Source organism: Macrococcus sp. CoH-51_TC_04 (assembly GCF_058188655.1).
Window position 1 is genome coordinate 131882 of the sequence record NZ_JBVGOY010000002.1, and the last position, 22532, is coordinate 154413.

The 22532-nt window shown below is 40.0% G+C and carries 21 protein-coding genes; 2 read left to right on the plus strand and 19 right to left on the minus strand.

What is annotated here, in order from left to right; all coding sequences use genetic code 11:
• Nucleotides 1-3 precede the first annotated feature (3 nt).
• From ACZ2V4_RS03570 to ACZ2V4_RS03610, 9 genes are all read right to left on the minus strand, one after another.
• A complete protein-coding gene (locus ACZ2V4_RS03570; protein ID WP_490514507.1) occupies nt 4-2751 on the minus strand; it encodes a DNA translocase FtsK in 2748 nt (915 codons plus the stop codon).
• 9 nt (nt 2752-2760) lie between these two features.
• Entirely contained in the window at nt 2761-3357 is a 597-nt protein-coding gene (gene ytpR / locus ACZ2V4_RS03575) for a YtpR family tRNA-binding protein (protein WP_219492719.1), read from the minus strand.
• Nucleotides 3358-3361: 4 nt separating this feature from the next.
• Nucleotides 3362-4222, minus strand: coding sequence for a DUF1444 domain-containing protein (locus ACZ2V4_RS03580; protein WP_219492722.1), 861 nt, complete (start codon nt 4220-4222; stop codon nt 3362-3364).
• Between the two features lie 119 nt (nt 4223-4341).
• Entirely contained in the window at nt 4342-4650 is a 309-nt protein-coding gene (locus tag ACZ2V4_RS03585) for a thioredoxin family protein (protein ID WP_219492724.1), read from the minus strand.
• Nucleotides 4647-5651, minus strand: coding sequence for a PTS sugar transporter subunit IIC (locus ACZ2V4_RS03590; RefSeq protein ID WP_420496096.1), 1005 nt, complete (start codon nt 5649-5651; stop codon nt 4647-4649). The genes ACZ2V4_RS03585 and ACZ2V4_RS03590 overlap by 4 nt, the downstream gene beginning before the upstream one ends.
• Before the next feature lie 160 nt (nt 5652-5811).
• Nucleotides 5812-6540, minus strand: coding sequence for an amino acid ABC transporter ATP-binding protein (locus tag ACZ2V4_RS03595; protein ID WP_219492730.1), 729 nt, complete (start codon nt 6538-6540; stop codon nt 5812-5814).
• Nucleotides 6537-7256 carry an amino acid ABC transporter permease gene (locus ACZ2V4_RS03600; RefSeq protein WP_420493845.1) on the minus strand — a complete coding sequence of 240 codons (720 nt, stop codon included), beginning with the start codon at nt 7254-7256 and terminating at the stop codon, nt 6537-6539. The genes ACZ2V4_RS03595 and ACZ2V4_RS03600 overlap by 4 nt, the downstream gene beginning before the upstream one ends.
• The gene (locus ACZ2V4_RS03605) at nt 7240-8007 is read right to left on the minus strand and encodes an amino acid ABC transporter substrate-binding protein (RefSeq protein ID WP_219492736.1); all 768 of its coding nucleotides are present in this window, start codon (nt 8005-8007) and stop codon (nt 7240-7242) included. The genes ACZ2V4_RS03600 and ACZ2V4_RS03605 overlap by 17 nt, the downstream gene beginning before the upstream one ends.
• Before the next feature lie 94 nt (nt 8008-8101).
• Entirely contained in the window at nt 8102-9166 is a 1065-nt protein-coding gene (locus ACZ2V4_RS03610; RefSeq protein ID WP_420493846.1) for a M42 family metallopeptidase, read from the minus strand.
• Between the two features lie 46 nt (nt 9167-9212).
• Here ACZ2V4_RS03610 and ACZ2V4_RS03615 point away from each other — a divergent pair, with 46 nt between their 5' ends.
• Nucleotides 9213-9500: a hypothetical protein gene (locus tag ACZ2V4_RS03615; protein ID WP_420493847.1), complete on the plus strand. Its 288-nt coding sequence runs from the start codon at nt 9213-9215 to the stop codon at nt 9498-9500.
• Here the strand turns inward: ACZ2V4_RS03615 and ACZ2V4_RS03620 are convergent.
• From ACZ2V4_RS03620 to ACZ2V4_RS03650, 7 genes are all read right to left on the minus strand, one after another.
• Entirely contained in the window at nt 9497-10687 is a 1191-nt protein-coding gene (locus tag ACZ2V4_RS03620; RefSeq protein WP_420493848.1) for a MalY/PatB family protein, read from the minus strand. The genes ACZ2V4_RS03615 and ACZ2V4_RS03620 overlap by 4 nt on opposite strands.
• Nucleotides 10688-10797: 110 nt before the next feature.
• Nucleotides 10798-11430, minus strand: coding sequence for a tRNA (guanosine(46)-N7)-methyltransferase TrmB (gene trmB / locus ACZ2V4_RS03625; RefSeq protein WP_219492744.1), 633 nt, complete (start codon nt 11428-11430; stop codon nt 10798-10800).
• A 12-nt stretch (nt 11431-11442) separates the two neighbouring features.
• Entirely contained in the window at nt 11443-12234 is a 792-nt protein-coding gene (locus ACZ2V4_RS03630) for a phosphotransferase family protein (RefSeq protein WP_219492745.1), read from the minus strand.
• A gap of 161 nt (nt 12235-12395) precedes the next feature.
• Nucleotides 12396-13805, minus strand: a complete 1410-nt coding sequence (gene pepV / locus ACZ2V4_RS03635; protein WP_420493850.1) for a dipeptidase PepV — start codon at nt 13803-13805, stop codon at nt 12396-12398.
• 88 nt (nt 13806-13893) lie between these two features.
• A complete protein-coding gene (locus tag ACZ2V4_RS03640; protein ID WP_219492752.1) occupies nt 13894-14316 on the minus strand; it encodes a YtxH domain-containing protein in 423 nt (140 codons plus the stop codon).
• A gap of 69 nt (nt 14317-14385) precedes the next feature.
• Complete coding sequence (locus ACZ2V4_RS03645) at nt 14386-15090, minus strand: pseudouridine synthase (RefSeq protein WP_219492754.1); 705 nt, start codon at nt 15088-15090, stop codon at nt 14386-14388.
• The gene (locus ACZ2V4_RS03650) at nt 15087-16709 is read right to left on the minus strand and encodes a putative polysaccharide biosynthesis protein (RefSeq protein ID WP_413474782.1); all 1623 of its coding nucleotides are present in this window, start codon (nt 16707-16709) and stop codon (nt 15087-15089) included. Before ACZ2V4_RS03650 ends, ACZ2V4_RS03645 begins: the two co-directional genes overlap by 4 nt.
• A gap of 136 nt (nt 16710-16845) precedes the next feature.
• Here ACZ2V4_RS03650 and ACZ2V4_RS03655 point away from each other — a divergent pair, with 136 nt between their 5' ends.
• Entirely contained in the window at nt 16846-18090 is a 1245-nt protein-coding gene (locus ACZ2V4_RS03655) for a BaiN/RdsA family NAD(P)/FAD-dependent oxidoreductase (RefSeq protein ID WP_420496099.1), read from the plus strand.
• 196 nt (nt 18091-18286) lie between these two features.
• Here the strand turns inward: ACZ2V4_RS03655 and ACZ2V4_RS03660 are convergent, their stop codons facing one another.
• From ACZ2V4_RS03660 to ACZ2V4_RS03670, 3 genes are all read right to left on the minus strand, one after another.
• Complete coding sequence (locus tag ACZ2V4_RS03660; protein WP_420496100.1) at nt 18287-18574, minus strand: rhodanese-like domain-containing protein; 288 nt, start codon at nt 18572-18574, stop codon at nt 18287-18289.
• Between the two features lie 8 nt (nt 18575-18582).
• A complete protein-coding gene (gene leuS, locus ACZ2V4_RS03665; RefSeq protein ID WP_490514508.1) occupies nt 18583-20991 on the minus strand; it encodes a leucine--tRNA ligase in 2409 nt (802 codons plus the stop codon).
• Nucleotides 20992-21318: 327 nt separating this feature from the next.
• Nucleotides 21319-22488: an MDR family MFS transporter gene (locus tag ACZ2V4_RS03670; protein WP_420496101.1), complete on the minus strand. Its 1170-nt coding sequence runs from the start codon at nt 22486-22488 to the stop codon at nt 21319-21321.
• Nucleotides 22489-22532 lie beyond the last annotated feature (44 nt).

Here is a 22532-nt window from a genome sequence, read left to right on the forward strand (position 1 = left end):
CTCCTAATATTCTTCTTGTTTTTCTGTTATCAGCACATCTCTTGGTTTAGAGCCATTCTGACCACTGACATAACCCATTTCTTCCAGTTGATCGATAATTCGCGCTGCTCTATTATAGCCTATCTGGAAGCGTCTTTGTATTTGAGAAGTCGAAATATGCCCTTCTTCTATCATAAAGTTGCAAATATCATTGAACAGTTCATCTTTCGGCTGCTCTGATAACTTCTTCAGCAAAGTCTTCTCATGGAAGAGATAGTTTGGTTTCCCTTGAGACTTAATATAGCCTACAACTTCATCAATCTCACTATCGGAAATATAGCTTCCCTGTATTCGAATCGGCTTATTCATCCCATTCCCAAGATACAGCATATCACCGTTTCCTAACAATTTCTCAGCGCCACCAGAATCAAGTATTGTTCTGGAGTCAACAGAAGAAGATACCATAAATGCGATGCGTGTCGGCACATTCGCTTTGATTAATCCTGTGATTACGTTGACTGAAGGACGTTGTGTAGCAAGTATCAGATGAATACCTGCTGCACGTGCTTTTTGAGCAATTCGTGCAATGGAATGCTCCACATCTTGTGGCGCCATCATCATTAAGTCTGCTAATTCATCAATCACGACAACGATCTTCGGAATTCTCTCCTGATAGACTACTTTCTGGTTATAAGCAGTAATGTTACGTACATGGACATCTGCAAACATCTGATATCTGCGTTCCATCTCACCGACAACCCATTTTAAGCTCTCTGTAGCTGCTTTAACATCAGTAATAACAGGTGCAATTAAGTGCGGCAAATCATTATATGGCGCAAGCTCGACCATTTTAGGATCAATCAGTAATAATTTCAATTCATTAGGATTATTACGATATAGCAGTGAAATAAGAATTGAGTTGATACACACAGATTTACCAGAGCCTGTAGCACCGGCAATTAAACCATGCGGCATCTTCGCAAGATCCATAATCATCGGTTCGTTATTAATTCTAGCTCCGAGCGCGACAGACAGATTACTATCAGAGAATTTCATCTTCTTGCTGAAGACAATTTCACTTAAGTTAACGCTACGCGTTTCAACATTCGGTACTTCAACACCGACAAGCGAAGTACCAGGAATCGGTGCCTCTATTCGGAGATCTTTGGCTGCTAACGCCATTTTAATATCGTCCTGAAGATTCGTGATGCGCGAAACCTTTACACCTTTCTCTACCGAAAGTTCAAATCGTGTAACCGAAGGACCGACGACGACATTCTCTACTTTTGCCGGCACATTAAAATGATAGAACGCATCATCAAGCTGCGCTTTATGTTCTTCAACCCATGATTCATCTCGTTCCATATTATCTTCCGGATTCAGTAAGCTGACAGGTGGAAGAAGATACTTTGGTCCTTTGCGCTTGAACTGTCTTAGCTTCCTTTCATCCTCAGCTTCCTGTAGCTCAGCAGGTGTCTCAGGATGCTCCTCTAGTACTTCTTCTATCGGTTCATTGCTTTTGATTTTTACTTCTGCTGGCGATAATTCCGATTCTTCTCGTTGCTGCATTAAACGCTTCTTATCACTTGGTGTCATGACTACATTAAATGGAGTGACTTTCTCTTTCTTAGTGTCAGGTGATAGCACAGGTTCTAACGAAACAGGACCTTCATCCTTTTCTGATATTTCAACAGTTTCATCTGTTTCGCTATCGGTTTCATCTTCAACTTCAATCGTTTCAGTCATCTCATCTTCCGTCTCAAAAGATACATCGTCAAATGCTTCCTCATCTACCTGTGTAGCCTCTGCTGCCTCTTCAGTACTTTCAAAAGTAATATTTTCTTCCATGAAAGTCTCATCTTCACGTGAACTGAAAGTATACGATTCACCGGAGTTCAGTTTAACCTCTGTGTCCTCATCGCTGATATTCACTTTAATTGGCGTCTCACTAAGCGCTTGAACCTCAATATCAGTGACTAATGCTTCTTCAGATAACGTTATAATATCCTCTGATAATTGCACGACATCATCAACTGCAAGCACATTATCCTCTAAAACATTCTTCTCTTCAGCTTCTTGTTCAACCGTTTCGTGGTTAATCATAGATTTAAACGCTTCTTGCTGATCAGCAAGTTTTCTACGCTCTTCCTGAAAATCTTTTTGACGCTGAATTTTCTTGTCACGCTCTTTTCTGATTTCAGCAACTATTTGAGAGGCATATACATTCTCAATATTGACCGTATTATCTTCTTTGCGATGTGTCGGTGTCGCAGGACGTGTAGCTGTACTTTTCTTAGGGACAATAGGTGCTCGACCCTTTAACATTGAAGGATCTTTACGACTTTTTGTTCCATATATTGCCGAAGGTACTTCTGAAGCTTTAAACTTGGGCTGATGCACACGAGATGCTTTTTCTATTTGAGCATCATCTCCTTGTTTCTTTCCTAATGGAGAGGTTTCAACCTTATAGCCTGGGTGTTGGTTACGAGCTGCTTTTCTCTGTCTTCTGGAAACGTATGTTTCATCAAACGAAGTCTTTTGATGATCATACTGCGCTTGTACAGGGATAAAGGGGTCATCATTTTTTTCAAGTTTTGTCTTGCTCGTCTTATGATCACTATCTTTCGTCTTAACAGTGTCCACATCAACCGGAAAACGAAACTTTCCACGAGGGCGCCTATATACGTCATTTTCTGAGGTATCCAGTCTTTCTGTTCTGATATCTTCAGTATTTTCTTTTGATTCTCCGAATAATTTATCAAACCAGCTCATCTTATCACCCTACTTCTCTTTGAAGAAATCTTCGCCGATTGTATAGTGATCATCTAGCACTAGAATACCTTTTTTCTCTTCAGAGTCAGTCAGACCAAGTTCACGTTCAGAACATATCATTCCTTTTGATGGCACGCCGCGTAACTCTGCATCTTTGATCATCATTCCACTCGGCATCACCGCACCTACTTTAGCTACTACTACCTTTTGCCCTTGTGCAATATTTTTTGCACCACAAACAATCTGTAATTTTTCTGTTCCAACATCCACTTTTGTAATGTTTAATTTATCTGCATCTGGATGCTTTTCACATGATTCTACATAGCCAACAACAAACTTCGGTGATAAATCAACTTCGAGTGGCGTTTCAAGCCCCTTCTCTCTAAGTAATGCGTTGATTTCATCTACAAGACTTTCTGTTAATTTAACCTCACCTTGAGATTTAAGGTTTAATGATTGTACACCCTTAACATTATATCCAACGACACGGTCGTCTTTTTTTATCGTGATAATATCCCCGTTTGTTTCATACGTAAACGGACCATCGATAGGTTCCAATGTGATAAATAAATAATCTCCAACAATTTCGTTATAAAATAGATTCATATGATTACTCCTTATTGTTTTTTTCTTGTTCAAATTTTTTGCGGTTTGCTTCAATACGCTGAATTGCTTCTTGATTACGCTTTGCATTATTCTTACCTAGTATAAACACAGGTGTTAAGTTACCTTCTTCATATTGGAACGATAAAGAAGTAATCGGTACAAGACCATTTGCGAAAAATTGCATCGTCAGCTGAGCGAGCACATCATACCCTGTCTCGTTCTGAATATCAGCAATAATCAAAACATCGCCATGTGGTACAGCGACAAGCATCTCCCCTGTAATCTTCTCACGAAACGACTTCAACAGTTGTTTATTTAACAGACGACTTGCATCATATCCATCATTTGAGTTAAAGAAATAATATGTATTGTCATTCACTACATCAGTTTTATAAGGGTTATTCAGACCATTTAAATTAAATAAAGCCTGCTCCTTAATATGCGCTTCAGATAGATTCAACGCTTCCTGTACTTCAGTATCAATTAGACGATAAGTGTTGCCGAGATCCACTGCGTAATAAATATTCGTCTCAGCAGTATGTTCTGTAATTAAAAAAGGAACTCCATTTTGTTCTTTCTGGAAACTCGTCGCACGAACAACAGGCATTATTATCGGTTGGCCATCAAAAGGTTGTGCATCCCCAAACGCTTGAATCGTCTCTTTGATATAATACAGTACTTCGTCAAGAATTTTCTCTTTCTTCTCTTTATATTTTGCTGCAACAGGTGCTAGCTTTATCGTTAACCCTTTATGATTATCATTTCGCTCAATCCTTAAAGTCTCTTCTTTACGATCGAAATGAAAGGTTACTGCTTCCTCTTTCATTGCATCTTTTAAGTAATCTCTAATTTCAAAAACATTCACTTGTAACACTCCTCACATAACTTTCATTGTACAATAAAACCACCGCATATAAAAGCAGTGGTTACTAAGGTTATATTAAAAGGTAATCAGTTTAGAGCTACGGACTAATAGATATTAAACTACAATCCTTTTATAAATGCGTTGATTTCATCTTTTGTCTTTCTGTCTTTTGATACGAATCTTCCAATTTCAGTACCTTTATCAAATGCGATAAAGCTTGGTATCCCCATCACATCATATTCTACAGCAAGGTCAATAAATTCATCTCTGTCGATGGAAACAAAATGATACGCTTCATTTTCACTTTCTATTTCCGGCAATAATGGTGCAATGAAATGACAGTCTGGGCACCATCCTGCAGTAAACATAGCTATCGTCGGCTGTTCGATACTTTCTCTAAACATTTCTACTGATGTGATTTCCTTCATCGTTCTCCTCCTGTCGAGATCTTCTGATCTCCTGGTTTAATGATATTCGCTCGTAACAACATCATATATATAATATAACTGATAATACCTGGTAATATGAAATGAAACACTCCAACTTGCAACCATGTTTCAAGCGAGGAACCCATCGTCTTAATTGTCATTATCTGCCCGACAAATCCACTTGTTCCCATACCAGCACCTGCTGCTACATTTTGCATCGGCCATAGTGTGGTCATTATCGGTGCGATAATGATACTCGCAATCACAGGCGGAATTAAGATCATTGGTCTTAACATATAGTTAGGAATCTGTATTTTACTAGTTCCAATACCATGGGCTACGAGACTTTGAATCCCATTATCACGATAAGCAGTGACAGCAAATCCAATCATATGACAGCAGCAGCCAATTGTTGCAGCAGCTGCCGCTGTTCCATTGATGTTAAGCATTAAAGCGAGCGCAGCACTAGAAACAGGGCTAGAAAGTGTCAAACCGAACACGAGTGACACGAGAATGCCCATCAATAACGGCTGCTGTCCTGTCGCAAATGAAATAAATTCTCCGAGCGATAGCATCAGCTGCTGTATCAACGGTCCTATAAGCTTTGCGATACTGCCGCCGATAAGTAGCGTTAGAAGCGGCGTCAGAATGATATCAATCTTCGTCTTCCCACTATAGAAACGTCCCGCTTCACTTGTTGCCAGACTCACAATATATGTACCTGCTGCGCCTCCAAGTTCATAACCATACATCCCAGTCACTGCACTAGCGAAGATGACCATCGGTTTAGCTCCAAGTCCATATGCTACCGCAACACCAACTGCTGCACCCGTGCAATTCTTTGCAAGCTGGCCGATTTCAATGAGTAATGATGTATCGAAGAACGGTTTCAATTCTATCCCCAGTGTTTCTAATATCAATCCGATAATCAATGAACAAAATAGTCCGAGTGCCATGTAACTCATGCCATCTATGAACCATCTCTTAAGTAGATTCTTCAATATACTATCCCCTTACCCTCTATTTATAATCCCACATATTACAATTATAATAGCATATTACTTATTACATAGACGTATTTTCATATAAAAAATTTCCGGATATATTTATCCGGAAAATTTATTACCTATTGATGCTATCGAATGATATAGTGCTTATAATTTATTCTGCAATCACATTCAAGAAGCGTCTTAAATGTTCTGATTGAGGTGCATTGAATAGTTGTTCTGGCGTTTCGATTTCCTCGATACGTCCATCATGAACAAAAGCGACTTTATCTGCAACATTGCGCGCAAAGTTCATCTCGTGTGTCACTATGACCATTGTCATGCCTTCATCACGCAGATCTTTAATAACACGTAGCACATCCTGTACAAGTTCTGGGTCAAGTGCAGATGTTGGTTCATCAAAGAGCATCACCTTTGGATTCATTGCAAGCGCACGTGCGATACCGACACGTTGCTGCTGTCCCCCACTTAATGATATCGGATACTGCTCCTTGACATGCGTTAAATCCACTTTTTCAAGCAGGTTCAATGCGGTTTCTCGCGCATCCGACTGTTTCATCTTCTTGACTTGTACAAGACCTTCCATCACATTTTCCAGCGCTGTCATATGCGGGAACAATTGAAAGTTCTGGAACACCATACCTGACTTTTTACGGACTTCAATCTGTGATTTGCGATTGTTACTATCATATGTTAAACCGTCTACTGTTACCGTGCCTGATGTTGGCAGTTCCAATGCATTCATCATACGTAGCAGCGTCGTCTTACCTGAACCGCTTCGGCCAATCAGTACGACCACTTCACCATCTTGCACTTCTAGATCTACATCTTTCAGCACTGTCTTATCGCCGAACTTCTTTACCACATTCTTCACTGAGATCATCGCTGATACTTCCTTTCTATACGAGACTCATACTGCCCTTGTACAACAGAGATAATGAAACATACAACCCAGTACATTAAGCCGACAAGCACGTAGATTGAAAGGAACTCATACGTTGTCGCAGCAACTTCCTGTGCCTTACGAAACATCTCTGCGACAAGAATGAACCCTAACAGCGATGTATCTTTAATCAGACTTAAAAATGTATTACCAAGTGCAGGAATAGATACACGTATCGCCTGTGGTAAAACGATGCGTTTCATCGTCATCCATTCACTCATACCGATAGAATATGCGGCTTCTTTTTGACCCTCTGGAATCGATAGAATACCACCCCGAATAATTTCAGAGGCATAAGCTCCAACGTTTAAACTGAGTCCAATTATTGCAGCAGCAACAGGTGCAATATTCAGCTTAATATCAGGATTTCCCGTAATAAGTCGTCCAACTTCTGGAATACCATAGAAGATAATGAACAACTGTACAAGCATAGGTGTACCACGAATAATCGAGACATAGATTCTGGAAATACTTCGCGCGAACTTGTTACGTGACACACGCATCAATGCAGTGATGATCGCTATGATTAGCCCGATTATAAACGTTGCAATAGTAATAGGGATTGAGTATTTTATCAATCCCCATAACATCGGTTCGAAAGCTTGTTTCGCTGCATCTAATGCGTGGAGCTGTTCTTCATTAAGCTTTAGAAACATCTTCACCAAACCATTTCTTACTTATTTTTGTTAATGTACCATCTTTATGCAATTCATCTAATGCTTTATTAACATCCTCTATTACTGTCTTATCTGTCTTCTTAGTGAATACAAATCCTGACTGGCTCTTCTCAGCATCACCCGTAATCAGCTTAATATCAGCTGTTTTCTTTTGTTGCTGATAATCAAGGACTGATAATTTATCATTGAAAGTTCCTTCCACACGATTTGATAATACCATTTCTATCGCCTGGTTAAATCCTTCTACTGAAGTAATTTCAGCGCCTTTATCTTTCGCTAGCTTACCGTAGTTTGAAGTCAACGTCTGAGCAAGTTTCTTTCCTTTAACGTCATCAAATGACTGGATTGAATCGTTATTTTTACGGACGACTAATACGCCCTCAGAATACGTATATGGTTTAGAGAAGTTGTATTTATCTTTACGTTCTGCATTGATTCCGACTTGGTTTGCTATCGTATCAAAACGCCCTGAATTTAATCCCGAGAACATTGAATCCCACTGTGTTTCAACGAACTTAACCTTATAACCCGCTTTTTTCGCTACTGCTTCAGTAACTTCTACATCATATCCCGTTAACTTTCCATCTTTGTCATGGTATGTAAATGGTGCATATGTTCCTTCAGTGCCCACTGTCAGTGTCTTACCATCTTTCTTTGAACCCTCTTCACTGCTGCCACATGCGGCAAGCACAAATAACAACGCCGTCAATACTATAAATAATTTTTTCATTTCCATCCTCCTATTCATATCAATTTACTCAGAATAAATTTTATTTTATACTATTTATAATTTAAGTCAACAAATAGCTACCGAACTACTCGGATTAATTCTGTTTTAAACACTGAATCGTTTCATCATCAAGTTTACTCAGTAGCGCAAGCATACCATCGCGTGCCGCTTCATAATCACGAATATCAAATATCGTATGATTGGAATGAATATAACGTGCAGGGACCCCTACTACCGCTGTCGGCACACCTTCATTCGAAATATGAATCTGACCCCCATCTGTTCCACCCGGAGACTGATAATATTGGTAATTGATATTATGTGCTTCATATGTTTCTTGCATCAATGTCTTGAATGATGGCTTTAATATCATTGTGCGGTCGATGATTCTCAGTAACGTGCCAGCTCCAAGTCGTCCATTATCGCTGCTGCTTCCAGCCATATCATTTGCGGGCGAACAGTCTACAACAAATGCAACATCCGGCTGAATCATATTTGCTGCAGGTCCTGCGCCACGTAAACCTACTTCTTCCTGCACATTCGCCCCGATATATAGATCAAAAGGAAGCGCAACGTCCTTCAATCTTTCCATCACATCTATAATTATGGTACATCCATAACGATTATCCCACGCTTTACATAAGAAACGATGATCCGTTAACTGCTTGAATTCAACTTCAGGTACAATCGTATCCCCGGGCGCTATCCCCATTTCATTGACCATCTCTTTATTCTCAGCACCGATATCCAGCATCATATCTGAAATTTGTGGTGTCCCTTCATTTCCTGTTCTGAAGTGTTTCGGCAGGCTTCCAATGATTCCAGTATATTCTTTCCCATCTCGAGCTAATACTTTCATGCGCTGTGCCTGCAGTACATCTTCAGGCCATCCGCCAAGCGGTGTGAACTTAAGCATGCCATTATCGGTAATATGTGTCACCATAAATCCAACTTCATCCATATGTGCAGCAATCATTACTTTCTTGGCATCTGGATTTGCACTCTTCTTTAAGAAATACACACCACCGAGCCCGTCCTGCAGTACTTCATCTGCATATGCTGTCAGTCTTTCCTTTAAATAGTCGCGCACTTGATATTCATGTCCAGGTGCCCCATGTAATTCTGTTAATGTTTTGATCGTTTCCATTATCTTTGTCATGATTGTTCTCCTTTATGTTAAAATATTTTATAAATGGAGGGATATTATGAAAAAACGTTATCTGCTTATCATTCCTGTAATCATCGCTTTACTTTATATGTCGAAAGATCGTATGACAATGAAGCATCCTAAAAAGGTACTCGACCAGACGAAACATGCATATAAGGATGTAACAGGTTCAGCAATCAACTATACCCCTGAAAAGATTCATAAGTTTGGATCTATCACACACGTCTATCGGGGGATGATCAATACGAAGACCACGACTTATGAATTTATCGCTGATTGTTATAGTGGTGAACTCATAGATGTGTTTGAAATTCAGTCGTTTTAATCTACAGCATTCTCCTTTAAATATGAGAATGCTTTTTCTATTGCTGCTAACCCCTGTTCAAGCTTCTCTTCGCTACACGCAACATTTAGTCTGAAGTGCGTGCTCTCGGTCAGTTCATAGGTGTTCCCGATACCTACAGCGATACGCCCGATATTCTGCAGCGCATCCTGAACGTCCATTTCACTGAACCCACTCGCTTCAAAGTTAATCCATGCAAGAAACGTACTATGTGGTCTACGGAATACAAGGACGTCACTCAATCGCTCGTTAATGAATGTCTCTACTTTAATCATATTTGATTCAATATGTTCATTAAGTGCATCTACCCACGGGCCACATTCCATATAAGCTGTACGAATTGCAGTGAGCCCTAGTATATTCGGAGAGCTTATACCATAGACACTTCCTATCTTCGTCTGCAGCAGTTCACGCATATAGCTGTCCTTCGTTATATAATAGGCATGAGGAATGCCTGAAATATTAAATGTCTTCCCGAGACACGTTGTAACAACCATCTTGTCATACTGAGACATATACTTAACCAGTGACTGATGTTTACCATGACGAACGAAGTCCATATGAATTTCGTCAGATATAATATAGACATTATGCTTCTCACAAATCTCGATGATCTTTAAAATCTCTTCTTCGGTAAACACCTTACCTGTCGGATTATGTGGATTACAGAACAGGAATACTTTGTTCTGAGGCATCTGACATAAATATTCAAACTGAACAAAATCCATCGAATATTGATCTTCATCATCATACAGGTCACAGCCAACGATCATACGTTTATTTCCATTGATTAAATTTAAGAAGTTATTATATGAGGGGATGTTAACGATAACACCATCCCCTTCATTTGTTACACTGCGAATCACTTCAGTAACTGTGAATAACACACTTGGGGCATATGCGAGATCCTGCTTTAATACATTGAGATCAAAACGTGTCTTGTACCAATGACGAACCGGCTGATAGAACTGATCGTTATTCCAGTTTGTATAGCCGTATATCGGATGACTTAATCGCTCCTGTAACGCATGTATTATTGTTTCTGGAACAGCAATATCCATATCCGCTATCCAAAACGGCGTTAAATCTTTACGCTGATAAACTTTAGACAGCATTTCATGAGCAACTGCATTCGTTGCACTACGGTCAATCACTCTATTAAAATCCATAACATCTCCTCCTATTAATTCGAATTCCTTAATAATAGTCTACATGAAATGTAACAATAAAAAAAGAAACATTAGTAAGATGCGCTATAAAGTCATCTTACTAATGCTTCTTAAAATCGAGCTTCTAATCGATTAATTCTAAATCCTTTATTCGAGAACTTATCTTCATATTCCGTACGAATATTATCAACAGGTTCATTATCATGCAGATTCAAATTAATATTTTTCAGCTTCATGCCGTAATGGCTCATACTCTCGATCGAATATTCAAATAACGCCTGATTATCAGTCTTGAAATGAATTTCACCATCTTTATTTAAAATAGTTTCATAAACTTTAAGAAAATTCTCATGCGTCAGTCGGCGCTTTGCGTGACGTACTTTAGGCCATGGATCCGAGAAATTAAGATAGATTCTATCAATCTCACCCGCATTAAAGATTTCTGTCAGCTTTTCGGCATCTACTGTCAAAAGGCGTAAGTTTCTAATATTTTGTTCCACTGCTTTTTCTACGATACGAATCATGACATTCTTATCACGTTCGATACCAATATAATTAATCTCCGGGTGCGCTTTAGCCATCTCCGTAATAAAACGGCCCATACCGCTTCCGACTTCGATATGTATCGGCTGCACTTGTTCAAACCAGTCAACGATGTGATCTTTTCGAGCAAGGTCGATACTTACAATATCCTCGTGCTGCAGAAGAAAATCTTCAGCCCACGGTTTATTTCTCATTCTCATAGTGCTACTCCTTTAAATAAAACGATTCAAATTTAATACATCATCTAAAAATTTCAGCCAGTCATTCAAATCATGATAGCGACTCTTCTCTTCGTACCATTCAATCATTGCAATCGCCTGAATGATGGTATACCACTTCATGCGCTTTTCCAGATCCAGTGTGTATTCAATACCATAAGTTGCAAGCCAAGATTGCCAGTCGATGGTATCACCATAAGTATAAAGAATCATACCGATATCTATCGCCGGATCTGCAATCATCGCACCTTCCCAGTCAACAAGAAAGAGTTCATCCTGATCTGATAAGAGCCAGTTATTATGATTGACATCCCCATGACATACTGTATAGAACTTGCGCTCTAACTGCGGCATATGCTCTTCCAGATAGATCAGTGCTTTACGAACAGTATGATGTGTTAATACATTGCGAGATAATGAGGAATTGATCTTATTAAGCAATAGCTCTGGATCCATCGGTTTCATCTCAAGTCGCTTGAGCATATTAAGTAATGGTTTCGAACGATGAATCTTCTTCAGCAGTAGTGCAACACGTTCGGATTTCATTTCCATGTGCGTCAGACTTCGCCCATTCTTCCAGTGCTGTGCTGTTACAACTTCACCTGTCTCTATTCTCTTCGTCCATACAAGTTTCGGTACGATACCTTCAGCAGAAAGTGCAGCAAGAAACGGAGAGGAGTTACGCTTTAAGAAAAGCTTTCTGCCGTCTTGTTCTGCCATATATGCTTCTCCAGATGCGCCGCCAGCGGAATCTAATGTCCAGCCTAACTGATAGAAATGTTCCAACGTGTTTCACCTCCTGTTTCAAGAAAAAAGAAAAGGCACGAGAAAAAATCTCTTGCCTTATTCATTCCGATCAAATTAATGTCTTACTTAAATTTTATATCCTTTTCTCTATTAATTCAAGTATTACTTTAAGTCATATGATGAACTTTTACTTAAGCTGACTATGCCTCTTCTACACAAACTGAATGTATTGCTTCCAGATAAATTGCTGTAGCATCGAATAATTGCTTTTTAGTGATGTATTCATTTTTCTGGTGCATCAGATCTTCTGAATCTTTAAACATAGCACCAAACGCAACACCTTTTTCCATTGTACGGGCATACGTTCCGCCACCAATCGTATAAGGTTCTGTCATATCCCCTGTCTGATTGCGATAAGCTTGTAGTAGCTTCATTACAAATGGATCGTTTTTATCGACATAATGCGGCACTTGATGTTTTGTCACTTCAATTTCAAAGTATGGTGCCAATGTCTGTGAAAGTTTATCAATCTCTTGGTCGAATTCAAAACCATTAGGATAGCGTAAGTTGACACCATATACACCACCATCCACATCAGTATAGCTGATGATACCGATATTCGTTGTTAACTTCCCTAATTCTTCTGTCTCGATTGCAACATCCAGCTTTTCTCCAAAGTGAGAATCAAATAATTTATCATCACCTAATGCCACGAATGCTTTCGCTTTCTTATCCAGATCAAGCGTATTTAAGAAGTGGATTAAATACAATCCTGCATTGATACCTTTGAACGGCTCCATACCATGCACAGATTTCCCTTCTATTTCTAATTTCAGCTGACCATTATCTACATAATGCTTTCCTTCAAGGCTGTAGTCCTTTAGGAATCCTTCAAAGCTCTGTATAACATATGCCATCTGTTCATTGACACTTAACTGCGCCTCAGCATGATCAGGTACCATATTGTAACGTTCACCTGATTTTAAAGCTTTCAATACGACTTCTGGTGTCTTTTCACTTTCCTCATCACTTGTCTGAATGATATCAAATGATGAGAACCCTTTTTCACCATGGATTAACGGAAAGTCCGCGTCAGGTGCGATACCTAAATCAGGCATCGGCTCAGTTTCAAAATAGCGATCTGTACATTTCCACTCTGATTCTTCATCCGTACCGATAATGATATGTATACGTTTCTTCCAGTCTACTTGCATATCTTCTAAGATCTTCACTGCATAGTAAGCAGCAATTGTCGGTCCTTTATCATCTAAAGTTCCACGTGCAATGATTCGGTCTTCAGTAACCGTTGCATTAAATGGATCTGTATCCCAGCCACTGCCTTCAGGTACAACATCGACATGCCCTAAGATACCGAAGATTTTTTCTCCTTTACCCGCTTCAATACGTCCAGCGATATGATCAACATCATGCGTATTGAATCCATCGCGCTGTGCTAATTTGTACATGTAATCTAGCGCCTCACGTGGTCCAGGACCAACAGGATGCTCTTCATCTGCCAGACTATCATCGCGAACACTGCGAATATTGAGAAGTCCTGTTAAGTCTTCAATTATCTTGTCTTCATATTGTGCTACTTTTTCTCTCCACATAATAATTCCTCCTATCATATTAACAGTTCTATTATACAGAATATTGAAAAAAAGAACACATCACAAGTGATGTGTTCTCACAACAAAATTATTTTAGATCATTTTTGCTTACTGCATTAGGGTTTTGATCAGCGACATCTTTATCAGTTACGATATGGATATTGTTTGCGCCACCTTCGTCATCGAAGTTCTGCTTTTCTTCTTCGACGCTATCTTTTTTTGAAAGCTTATCAGCTAAAGGTGCTGCTTTTTCCTGAACTTTTTGTGTTAAGTTTGCTTTGTAGCTTTCTGGATCTTCTTTTACTTTGTTAATTTCTTCTTTCGCTACTTGCTGTAAGTTCGTTGCTTTTTCTTTCGCAGTATCTGCGTAACTTTTCGGGTCTTGCTTCGCTTTATTATACTCATCTAATAATTTGTCTCTATTTTCTTTCTTTGATAGGACTGCTGCTACTGCAGTTCCCCCGATAACTAATGCTGCTCTTAATAAACCTGCTTTATTGTTATTAGCCATAATCATAACACCTCTTTGTTTAATTTGTACTTTATCTATACCCTAGCAGAAACATGTTAAACATATGACTTACATTTTCACGAAATTTATTTCTTCAAGTGTCAGTTTACGATATGCACCTGGCGCTAAACTTTCATCTAAAGGTAATCCGCCCATCTTAATACGCTTCAAATAGATTACGGTCATATCTACAGCTTTAAACATTCGTTTTACTTGATGAAACTTTCCCTCCTGAATGACAAGCTCGATTTCTGAAATCTCTCCTGCTCTTACAATCTGAAGTTCAGCAGGCATCGCTTTATAGCCATCGTCCAAGGTAACACCTGCTTTAAATAACTCTACGGTCTCATCTGTTACATAGCCGTCAACACGTGCAAAATACGTCTTATTCACATGCTTTCTAGGGCTCAGTACATCATGAGAAAATTGACCGTCATTCGTTAGTATCAATAAGCCTTCTGTATCTTTATCCAGCCTGCCGACCGGATGCAGATCGTAATGTTCCAATCCGTCAATGAGTTCAAGTACGGTTTCATCTTTGTAATCTTTCGTACTTGAAATGTATCCTGCCGGCTTGTTCAGCATAATATAGACAAAAGGTTCATACACAACTGCTTCATCATAAACTGTAACAGTGTCATTCTCCGGTACAATTTTGATATCCGCCTTCTTGACTAAAACGTCATTTATCTTCACTGCACCACGTTTGACAAGTAGCTTCACTTCCTTACGTGTACCAAATCCATGGTTCCCGAGAAATTTATCTAATCTCATCGCCCGAACTTCTCTCTCAAAATTTGTATGCGTGAACCAAAGAACGCATCTGCTAAACGAGATTTCATCGATAGATATGCATAGACCATGCCACCGATCAGAGCACCGATAACCAAAATGATTAATGCATCAAATTTCTGGCTCACATCAAGAAATTGGATCATAATCAATACAGCAATCTCTACGATAACGACCATGATCAAGCTGTAAAGCAAGATCTGCAGCATCTGCTTATAAGTCGTTCTGAACTTAAATCCAGCATGTTTCTTAATGACATAGAAATTACATAATATATTGACCGTCAGTGCAATTGCAGTCGCAAGGACAGCACCCTCTGTATGGAACAGATAGATGAGCGGAAAATTGATCACAAGCTTTACCAAGAGTGATGCAACAACGATATATACAGTCAACGCTTGTTTATCGATACCTTGAAGCATCGCAGATGACACACTGACCAATGCAAGCAGGATAGCGACAGGTGCATAATAGAACAGCAGATGACTCGCCACCACATTGTAGCTATAGAATACCGTGTATAACGGTGTTGCAAGAATCATGATACCTAGCGAAGCAGGCACTGTTAAAAACATCAGCACACCGAGAGAAGTCTTAATCTGATGATGCATCTCACGTATCTGTCCAGACGCATGCGTTCTCGTAATCGAAGGAACAAGACTAATTGCAAACCCTGCTGCAAGTGACGTCGGTATCATAACGAGCTTATTTGTCGTCGTATTAAGCATCGTTAACAGCATATCATGCGTTTCACCTGGCACACCAGCAGCTGTTAATGCACGGTTATGCGTAAACTGATCAATAATCTGGTAGAGTGGAATACAGAGACTGACGATAACAAACGGAATACTATATAGAAGAATCTCCTTATACATCGCTTTATATGATACATCTGTTTCTGTCGTATCGTTATTCACCATCTCAGAAATGAAAGGACGACGTTTTCTCCAATAATACCATAACGTTAAAATTGCACTGAATGCACCTACTGCTGCAGCAAATACAGCAATCTCATTTGCAAGCAGCACAGATTTATGCATAACATTTAATACAAGATAAGAGCCGATCAATAAGAATGCGATACGTGCAATCTGTTCTATTACCGTAGAAACAGCGGTCGGTCCCATGGAATCATATCCTTGAAAGATGCCGCGCCACGTCGCTAGAAATGGAATAAAGATGACCGCGAATGATACAACGCGGATAATCTCCGTAATCTGTTCCACACTCCACGTGCCATCAGCCTTTGATACAGAAGCCTCAGCAATCAGCGGACTGATCATATACAATATTAAAAAACCAAGTAATCCGGTGATTCCCATCACGACAAGTGATGACTTATATAATTTATAGCTGACCTTATACGCCCCTACTGCATTATATTTTGATACATACTTCGCAACGGCTAGTGGCACCCCACCTGCTGAAATGACAAGCATTACCGTATATGGGGGGTATGCCATATTATATGGTGATAAGTTCGCTTCACCACCGATAATTGCATAGAACGGAATAATGTAAAGAATCCCTAAAATCTTCGTAATAAAAATGCTTGCTGTCAATATGAAAGTACTTCTGACAAGCGAATTCCCTTGTGACATATGTTCATCCCTATCTTTATATATTTTCTATTATTTGAATGTTTATTATCATAACACCATTCAAAAATATTAACTACTGAATTCATATATTTTACCATAAAATAAATGTATAATATTTAGAAATAGGAGGTCAAATATGTTTAATACCATAGTTATCGGAGGCGGACCAAGTGGCCTGATGGCTGCAATCAGCGCATCAGAAAATGGGAAATCCGTTCTCTTAATTGATAAGAAAGATAAATTAGGACGTAAACTCCAGATTTCTGGTGGCGGACGCTGTAACGTTACAAACCGCGTTTCTCACGAAGAGCTGATACAGCACTTACCAGGAAACGGAAAGTTTCTCTATAGTGCATTCAATACATTTGATAACTTCGCCATTATCGATTACTTTGAGAACCTCGGCGTCCACTTAAAGGAAGAAGATCACGGCCGCATGTTCCCAGTGTCTGATAATGCGAAGGACGTAGTTAACGCCCTGAAACAACAGCTCGTCAAAAATAACGTCGATATCCGCACGAACCAGAAGGTCGCATCCCTTCTCGTGCAGGACACGGTTAAAGGGGTCAGGCTTGAAGACGACACTGAAATCTATGCTGATAATGTTATTATCGCAACAGGAGGAAAAAGCGTACCGCATACGGGATCAACAGGAGACGGATATGAATTTGCGAAACAGGCAGGACATACCATTACAGAACTCTTCCCTACTGAAGTACCCATAATTTCGAACGCGCCATTCATTAAAGCAAAGACGCTGCAAGGATTAAGCTTGCGTGATGTTGCACTCAGCGTCCTGCGTAAGAACGGCAAACCACGCATCACACATCAGATGGATATGATATTTACACATTTCGGTATCTCCGGCCCTGCCGCATTACGCTGCTCACAGTTTGTATATAAAGAACAAAAGAGCCAGAAGAAACAGGACATTACAATGATGATCGACTGTTTTCCACAAGAAAGTATCGGCACGCTGAAAAACAGAATCACAAAAATGATCGATACGAATAAAGATAAAGCTATTAAAAACAGCTTAAAAGGACTCGTATCTGAACGCTATTTATTATTCTTACTAGAACAAGCTGGACTGAACCTGGAAGATAACGGCCATCACTTAAAGAAAGAAGCGGTAGAACAGTTTTGCGAACTACTGAAAGGATTTAAGTTCCCAGTAAACGGTACACAATCAATAGAAAAAGCATTCGTCACAGGCGGCGGCGTATCCGTGAAAGAGGTCGGTCCTGCAACGATGCAGTCGAAGCTGCACGGCAACCTGTATTTCTGCGGTGAAGTATTAGATATTCATGGATATACAGGCGGCTATAACATTACGAGCGCTCTTGTTACCGGGTACATCGCAGGATTGAGTTGCAGATAAGGTTGTCACATGTGTGTTTAGTCACGAGTAAAATCACGAAAAGATGCCTGGGAAACGTTCTTTGTTTCTGGCATCTTTTTGATTTTATCGAAGTGACTGTGCATGTGACACCGTCTATCAAGTTGTCACACGCGTGTTTGGTCAAGCGTAAGATAAAGAAAAGGATTGAAGCATTTCGCTTCAATCCTTTTTAACTTTATAATCCTGCTATTTCCGCCATGCCACCTTGAACATTCACCACTTTATAATTTTGTTCTGATAAATACTGTGTGACATGTTCACTTCTAACACCATGTGCACAGACGATATAATACGTTTTATCACTATCAAGTTCGTTCAGATGTTCAGGTATTGTATTCATCGGGATATGCACTGCACCTTCCAGCATTCCCATCTGTACTTCGAAGTCTTCTCGTATATCGATGATGTTCAGCGGCTCATGCTGCAGTTTGTCGATAAATGCTTTACTACTGATTTCTAGCATAGGTCCTCCTAGTTCGCCACGATATTGACAAGTTTATTTGGTACGGCGATTACTTTTCTTACTGTTTTGCCTTCAATCGCTGTCTGCACCGCTTCAAGTGATAACGCGAATGTCTCCATTTCTGCTTTATCCATATCTTTCGCGATTGTTGCTTTTTGTTTAAGCTTACCGTTCACTTGAATTACGATCTCAACTTCGCTGTCCACAAGCTTACTTTCGTCATATACCGGCCATGCTTCATACGTTATTGATTCCGTACCGCCAAGTTTTTCCCAAAGTTCTTCTGTGATGTGTGGTGCAATCGGATTCAATAACTTCACGAATCCACGGATATGGTCGATGTTTAATTGCTCTGCTTTGTATCCTTCATTGATAAATACCATCATCTGTGAGATTGCTGTATTGAAGCCTAATGTTTCATAGTCATCTGTCACTTTCTTCACAGTTTGATGATACACTTTATCCATAGCTTCTACTGGTTGTTCTGTAATCTTCTCAGTGAGTGTGCCATCTTCATTTACAAGCAGGCGATACACACGGTCTAAGAATCGTCTTGCACCGTCTAACCCATTTGTACTCCAGGCAATTGATGCATCTAGTGGTCCCATGAACATTTCGTATAGACGCAGTGTGTCTGCTCCGTGACTTGCAACGACGTCATCCGGGTTCACGACATTTCCTTTTGATTTACTCATCTTCTCGTTTCCTTCACCGAGAATCATCCCTTGGTTGAATAGTTTCTGGAATGGTTCTTTCGTGTGTACAACGCCTAGATCGTACAATACCTTATGCCAGAAACGTGCATAGAGTAAATGAAGCACGGCGTGTTCTGCACCACCGATATATAAATCTACTGGCAACCATTTCTTAAGAAGCTCAGGATCTGCAATCATGTCAGAATTTTTCGGATCGATATAACGCAAGTAATACCAGCAGCTGCCGGCCCATTGTGGCATCGTGTTCGTCTCACGGCGTCCTTTCATCCCTGTTACAGGATCTGTGACATTGACAAATTCATCAATATTCGCAAGTGGTGATTCCCCTGTCCCTGATGGCTTGATGTGTTCTGTCTTCGGCAGCATGAGTGGCAGTTCTTCTTCAGGTACAGTCGTCATTGAACCATCTTCCCATGTAATTACAGGAATTGGTTCACCCCAGTAACGTTGACGAGAGAATAACCAGTCACGTAGTTTGTAAGATACTTTCTTTTCACCGATACCTTTAGCTTCTAATAGCTCGATTGCACGTCTGATTCCTTCCTCTTTGTTCAGGCCATCAAGTTCTCCTGAGTTGATATGAACACCATCACCTGTGTAAGCTGACGTGTTATCGCCACCTTCAATCACTGGTTTAATGTCTAATCCGAACTGATTTGCAAACTCAAAGTCACGCTCATCGTGTGCGGGTACTGCCATAATAGCACCTGTTCCATATGATGCTAATACGTAATCAGAAATCCAGATCGGCATACGTTCACCGTTGAATGGATTGACTGCATAGCTTCCTGTAAAGACCCCAGTCTTGTCTTTCGCAAGATCCGTACGTTCCAGGTCAGATTTTCTTGCTGCCTGTTCCTGATATGCTTTTACCGCTTCTGCTTGTTCTTCTGATGTAATTGCCGCAACTAATTCATGCTCAGGTGATAATACGGCATATGTCGCACCGTAAATTGTGTCTGGACGTGTTGTAAATACTTTAAATGTATGTTCTGAATTTTCAACTTCGAAAGCAACTTCGGCACCTTCTGAACGACCAATCCAATTACGCTGCATATCTTTTAGAGATTCCGGCCAGTCCAGCTCTTCTAGATCTTCTAGTAAACGATCTGCATATTCAGTGATTTTAAGGACCCACTGACGCATTGGTTTACGAATAACAGGATGTCCACCACGCTCTGATACACCATCAATTACTTCTTCATTCGATAATACGGTACCGAGTGCAGGGCACCAGTTTACTGCTACTTCATCCACATATGCTAAACCTTTTTTATACAGCTGTATGAAGATCCACTGTGTCCATTTATAATATTCTGGGTCTGTCGTATTAATTTCACGCTCCCAGTCATAGCTGAAGCCAAGTTCTTGAATTTGACGTTTGAATGTCGCAATATTCTTCTCGGTGAATTCTGCCGGATCATTCCCTGTATCGATTGCATATTGCTCTGCTGGCAGTCCGAACGCGTCCCATCCCATTGGATGTAATACGTTATAACCTTGCATACGCTTAAAACGAGAAATGATATCCGTTGCTGTATAACCTTCAGGATGTCCAACGTGAAGACCAGCACCTGATGGATATGGGAACATATCCAATGCATAGAAATTCTTATCCTTGTCTTCAGTCGTTTTAAATGTATGGTTATTTAACCAGTACTTCTGCCATTTCTTCTCAATTGTTTGATGATTAAAGCTCATTATGATTCCTCCTTTAAAATAAAAAGACAGTCATCCCAAAAATAGGGACGACTGTCATATAGACAACCGCGGTACCACCCGCAATTCACTTTAATAGTGCAGCTTTAGTTGATTCAGTTTAAACCCCAGCAAGTTCACATTTCACGTTTACCAGTTCACAGCACCCACTGGCTTCCTTGAAAACGATTCACGTTACTACTCTAGTTAAATCTATAATAAGGGTTATTTTATATTTGCGCAACCCTTTCAGAAAAAGTTACATTTTTTAATTTCACACCATTATTTTGAATTATGAAAATATTTTAAAAAATCAGTGTATCTTTACTCTTATTCATAGAGATTGATCTTGCGGTCAAATACGAAGAGGAAGAAAAAGCCGATTGCGATAAAGACAATCATCGCTGTAAACATAATATCCATATTATATGCATCGACTAAGAACCCACCAAGCAACGGCCCAATTGCACGACCTAATGTTGCAGTTGAATTGACGATGCCTTGATAGACGCCTGTTCGTCCTTTCGGTGCAAGCATATTCGCAATAGTCGGAACTGCCGGCCACACAAACATCTCACCGATTGTTAATATCACCATTCCAAGCATAAACATAAGAAATGTATCGGCAAAGCTTGTCACAATATACGATACGATAAAGATGACAAATCCAATAGCAATCTGCGTTTTTATACGTGTTGACAGTCGATTGATAATAGGAGCAATCAGTGGCTGGCCAGCAATAATCAGCACACCATTCATTGCCCATAATGAGCTATATGCTTTAAGCGGTATGCCTAAGTCCTGCGTATAACTTGAAATCGTCGACTGCCATTGCACGTATCCAATCCAGCACAAACAGTAGGCTGTACAGACCATTAACAGTGCGTTGAATTTAGTTTTGTCTTTAATGTTTCCGACGTCACGCATCACATTGCTACCCGCGGCAATCGGTTCAGCTGAACGATAACCGAAGAATGCGATAAAGAAGAAGACCGCATACATCAAGAAGTTCAGAATGAAGATATACGTGAAACTAAGGTCAGCGATAAATCCACCTAATGCCGCTCCAAGCGCCACACCAAGGTTTTGAGAGATATAGATTGCATTAAATGTTTTGCGCCCCCCTTCAGGCCATGCGCTACCTGCCATCGCATAGATGGAAGGAAAGACGATACCTGAGCCAAAGCCAAGTATAACGAGCCATACCGCGTACCAAGGCCAGCCATGTAAGAATATAATGCCGAGAAGGCTGATTGCTGAAATAACGATACCAATCAAGATTGAGCGGTATCCTCCTATCTTATCGAACAATGTGCCCCCTAATAAATTACCAAGAACGGATGCACCAGAATTAAGCATCAAGACAAATCCTGCAAGACTTAAGCTTTTACCGAGTTCATTATGTAGATAAATTGTATTCAGTGGCCAGATTAAGCTTGCTCCTGTAACGTTCACGGCCATACCGATAACAAGCAGCCACACAATTTTTGGCATTTTCATTAATTTACCTCACCTTCTATATTAATTTATCCCAAACAACTCTA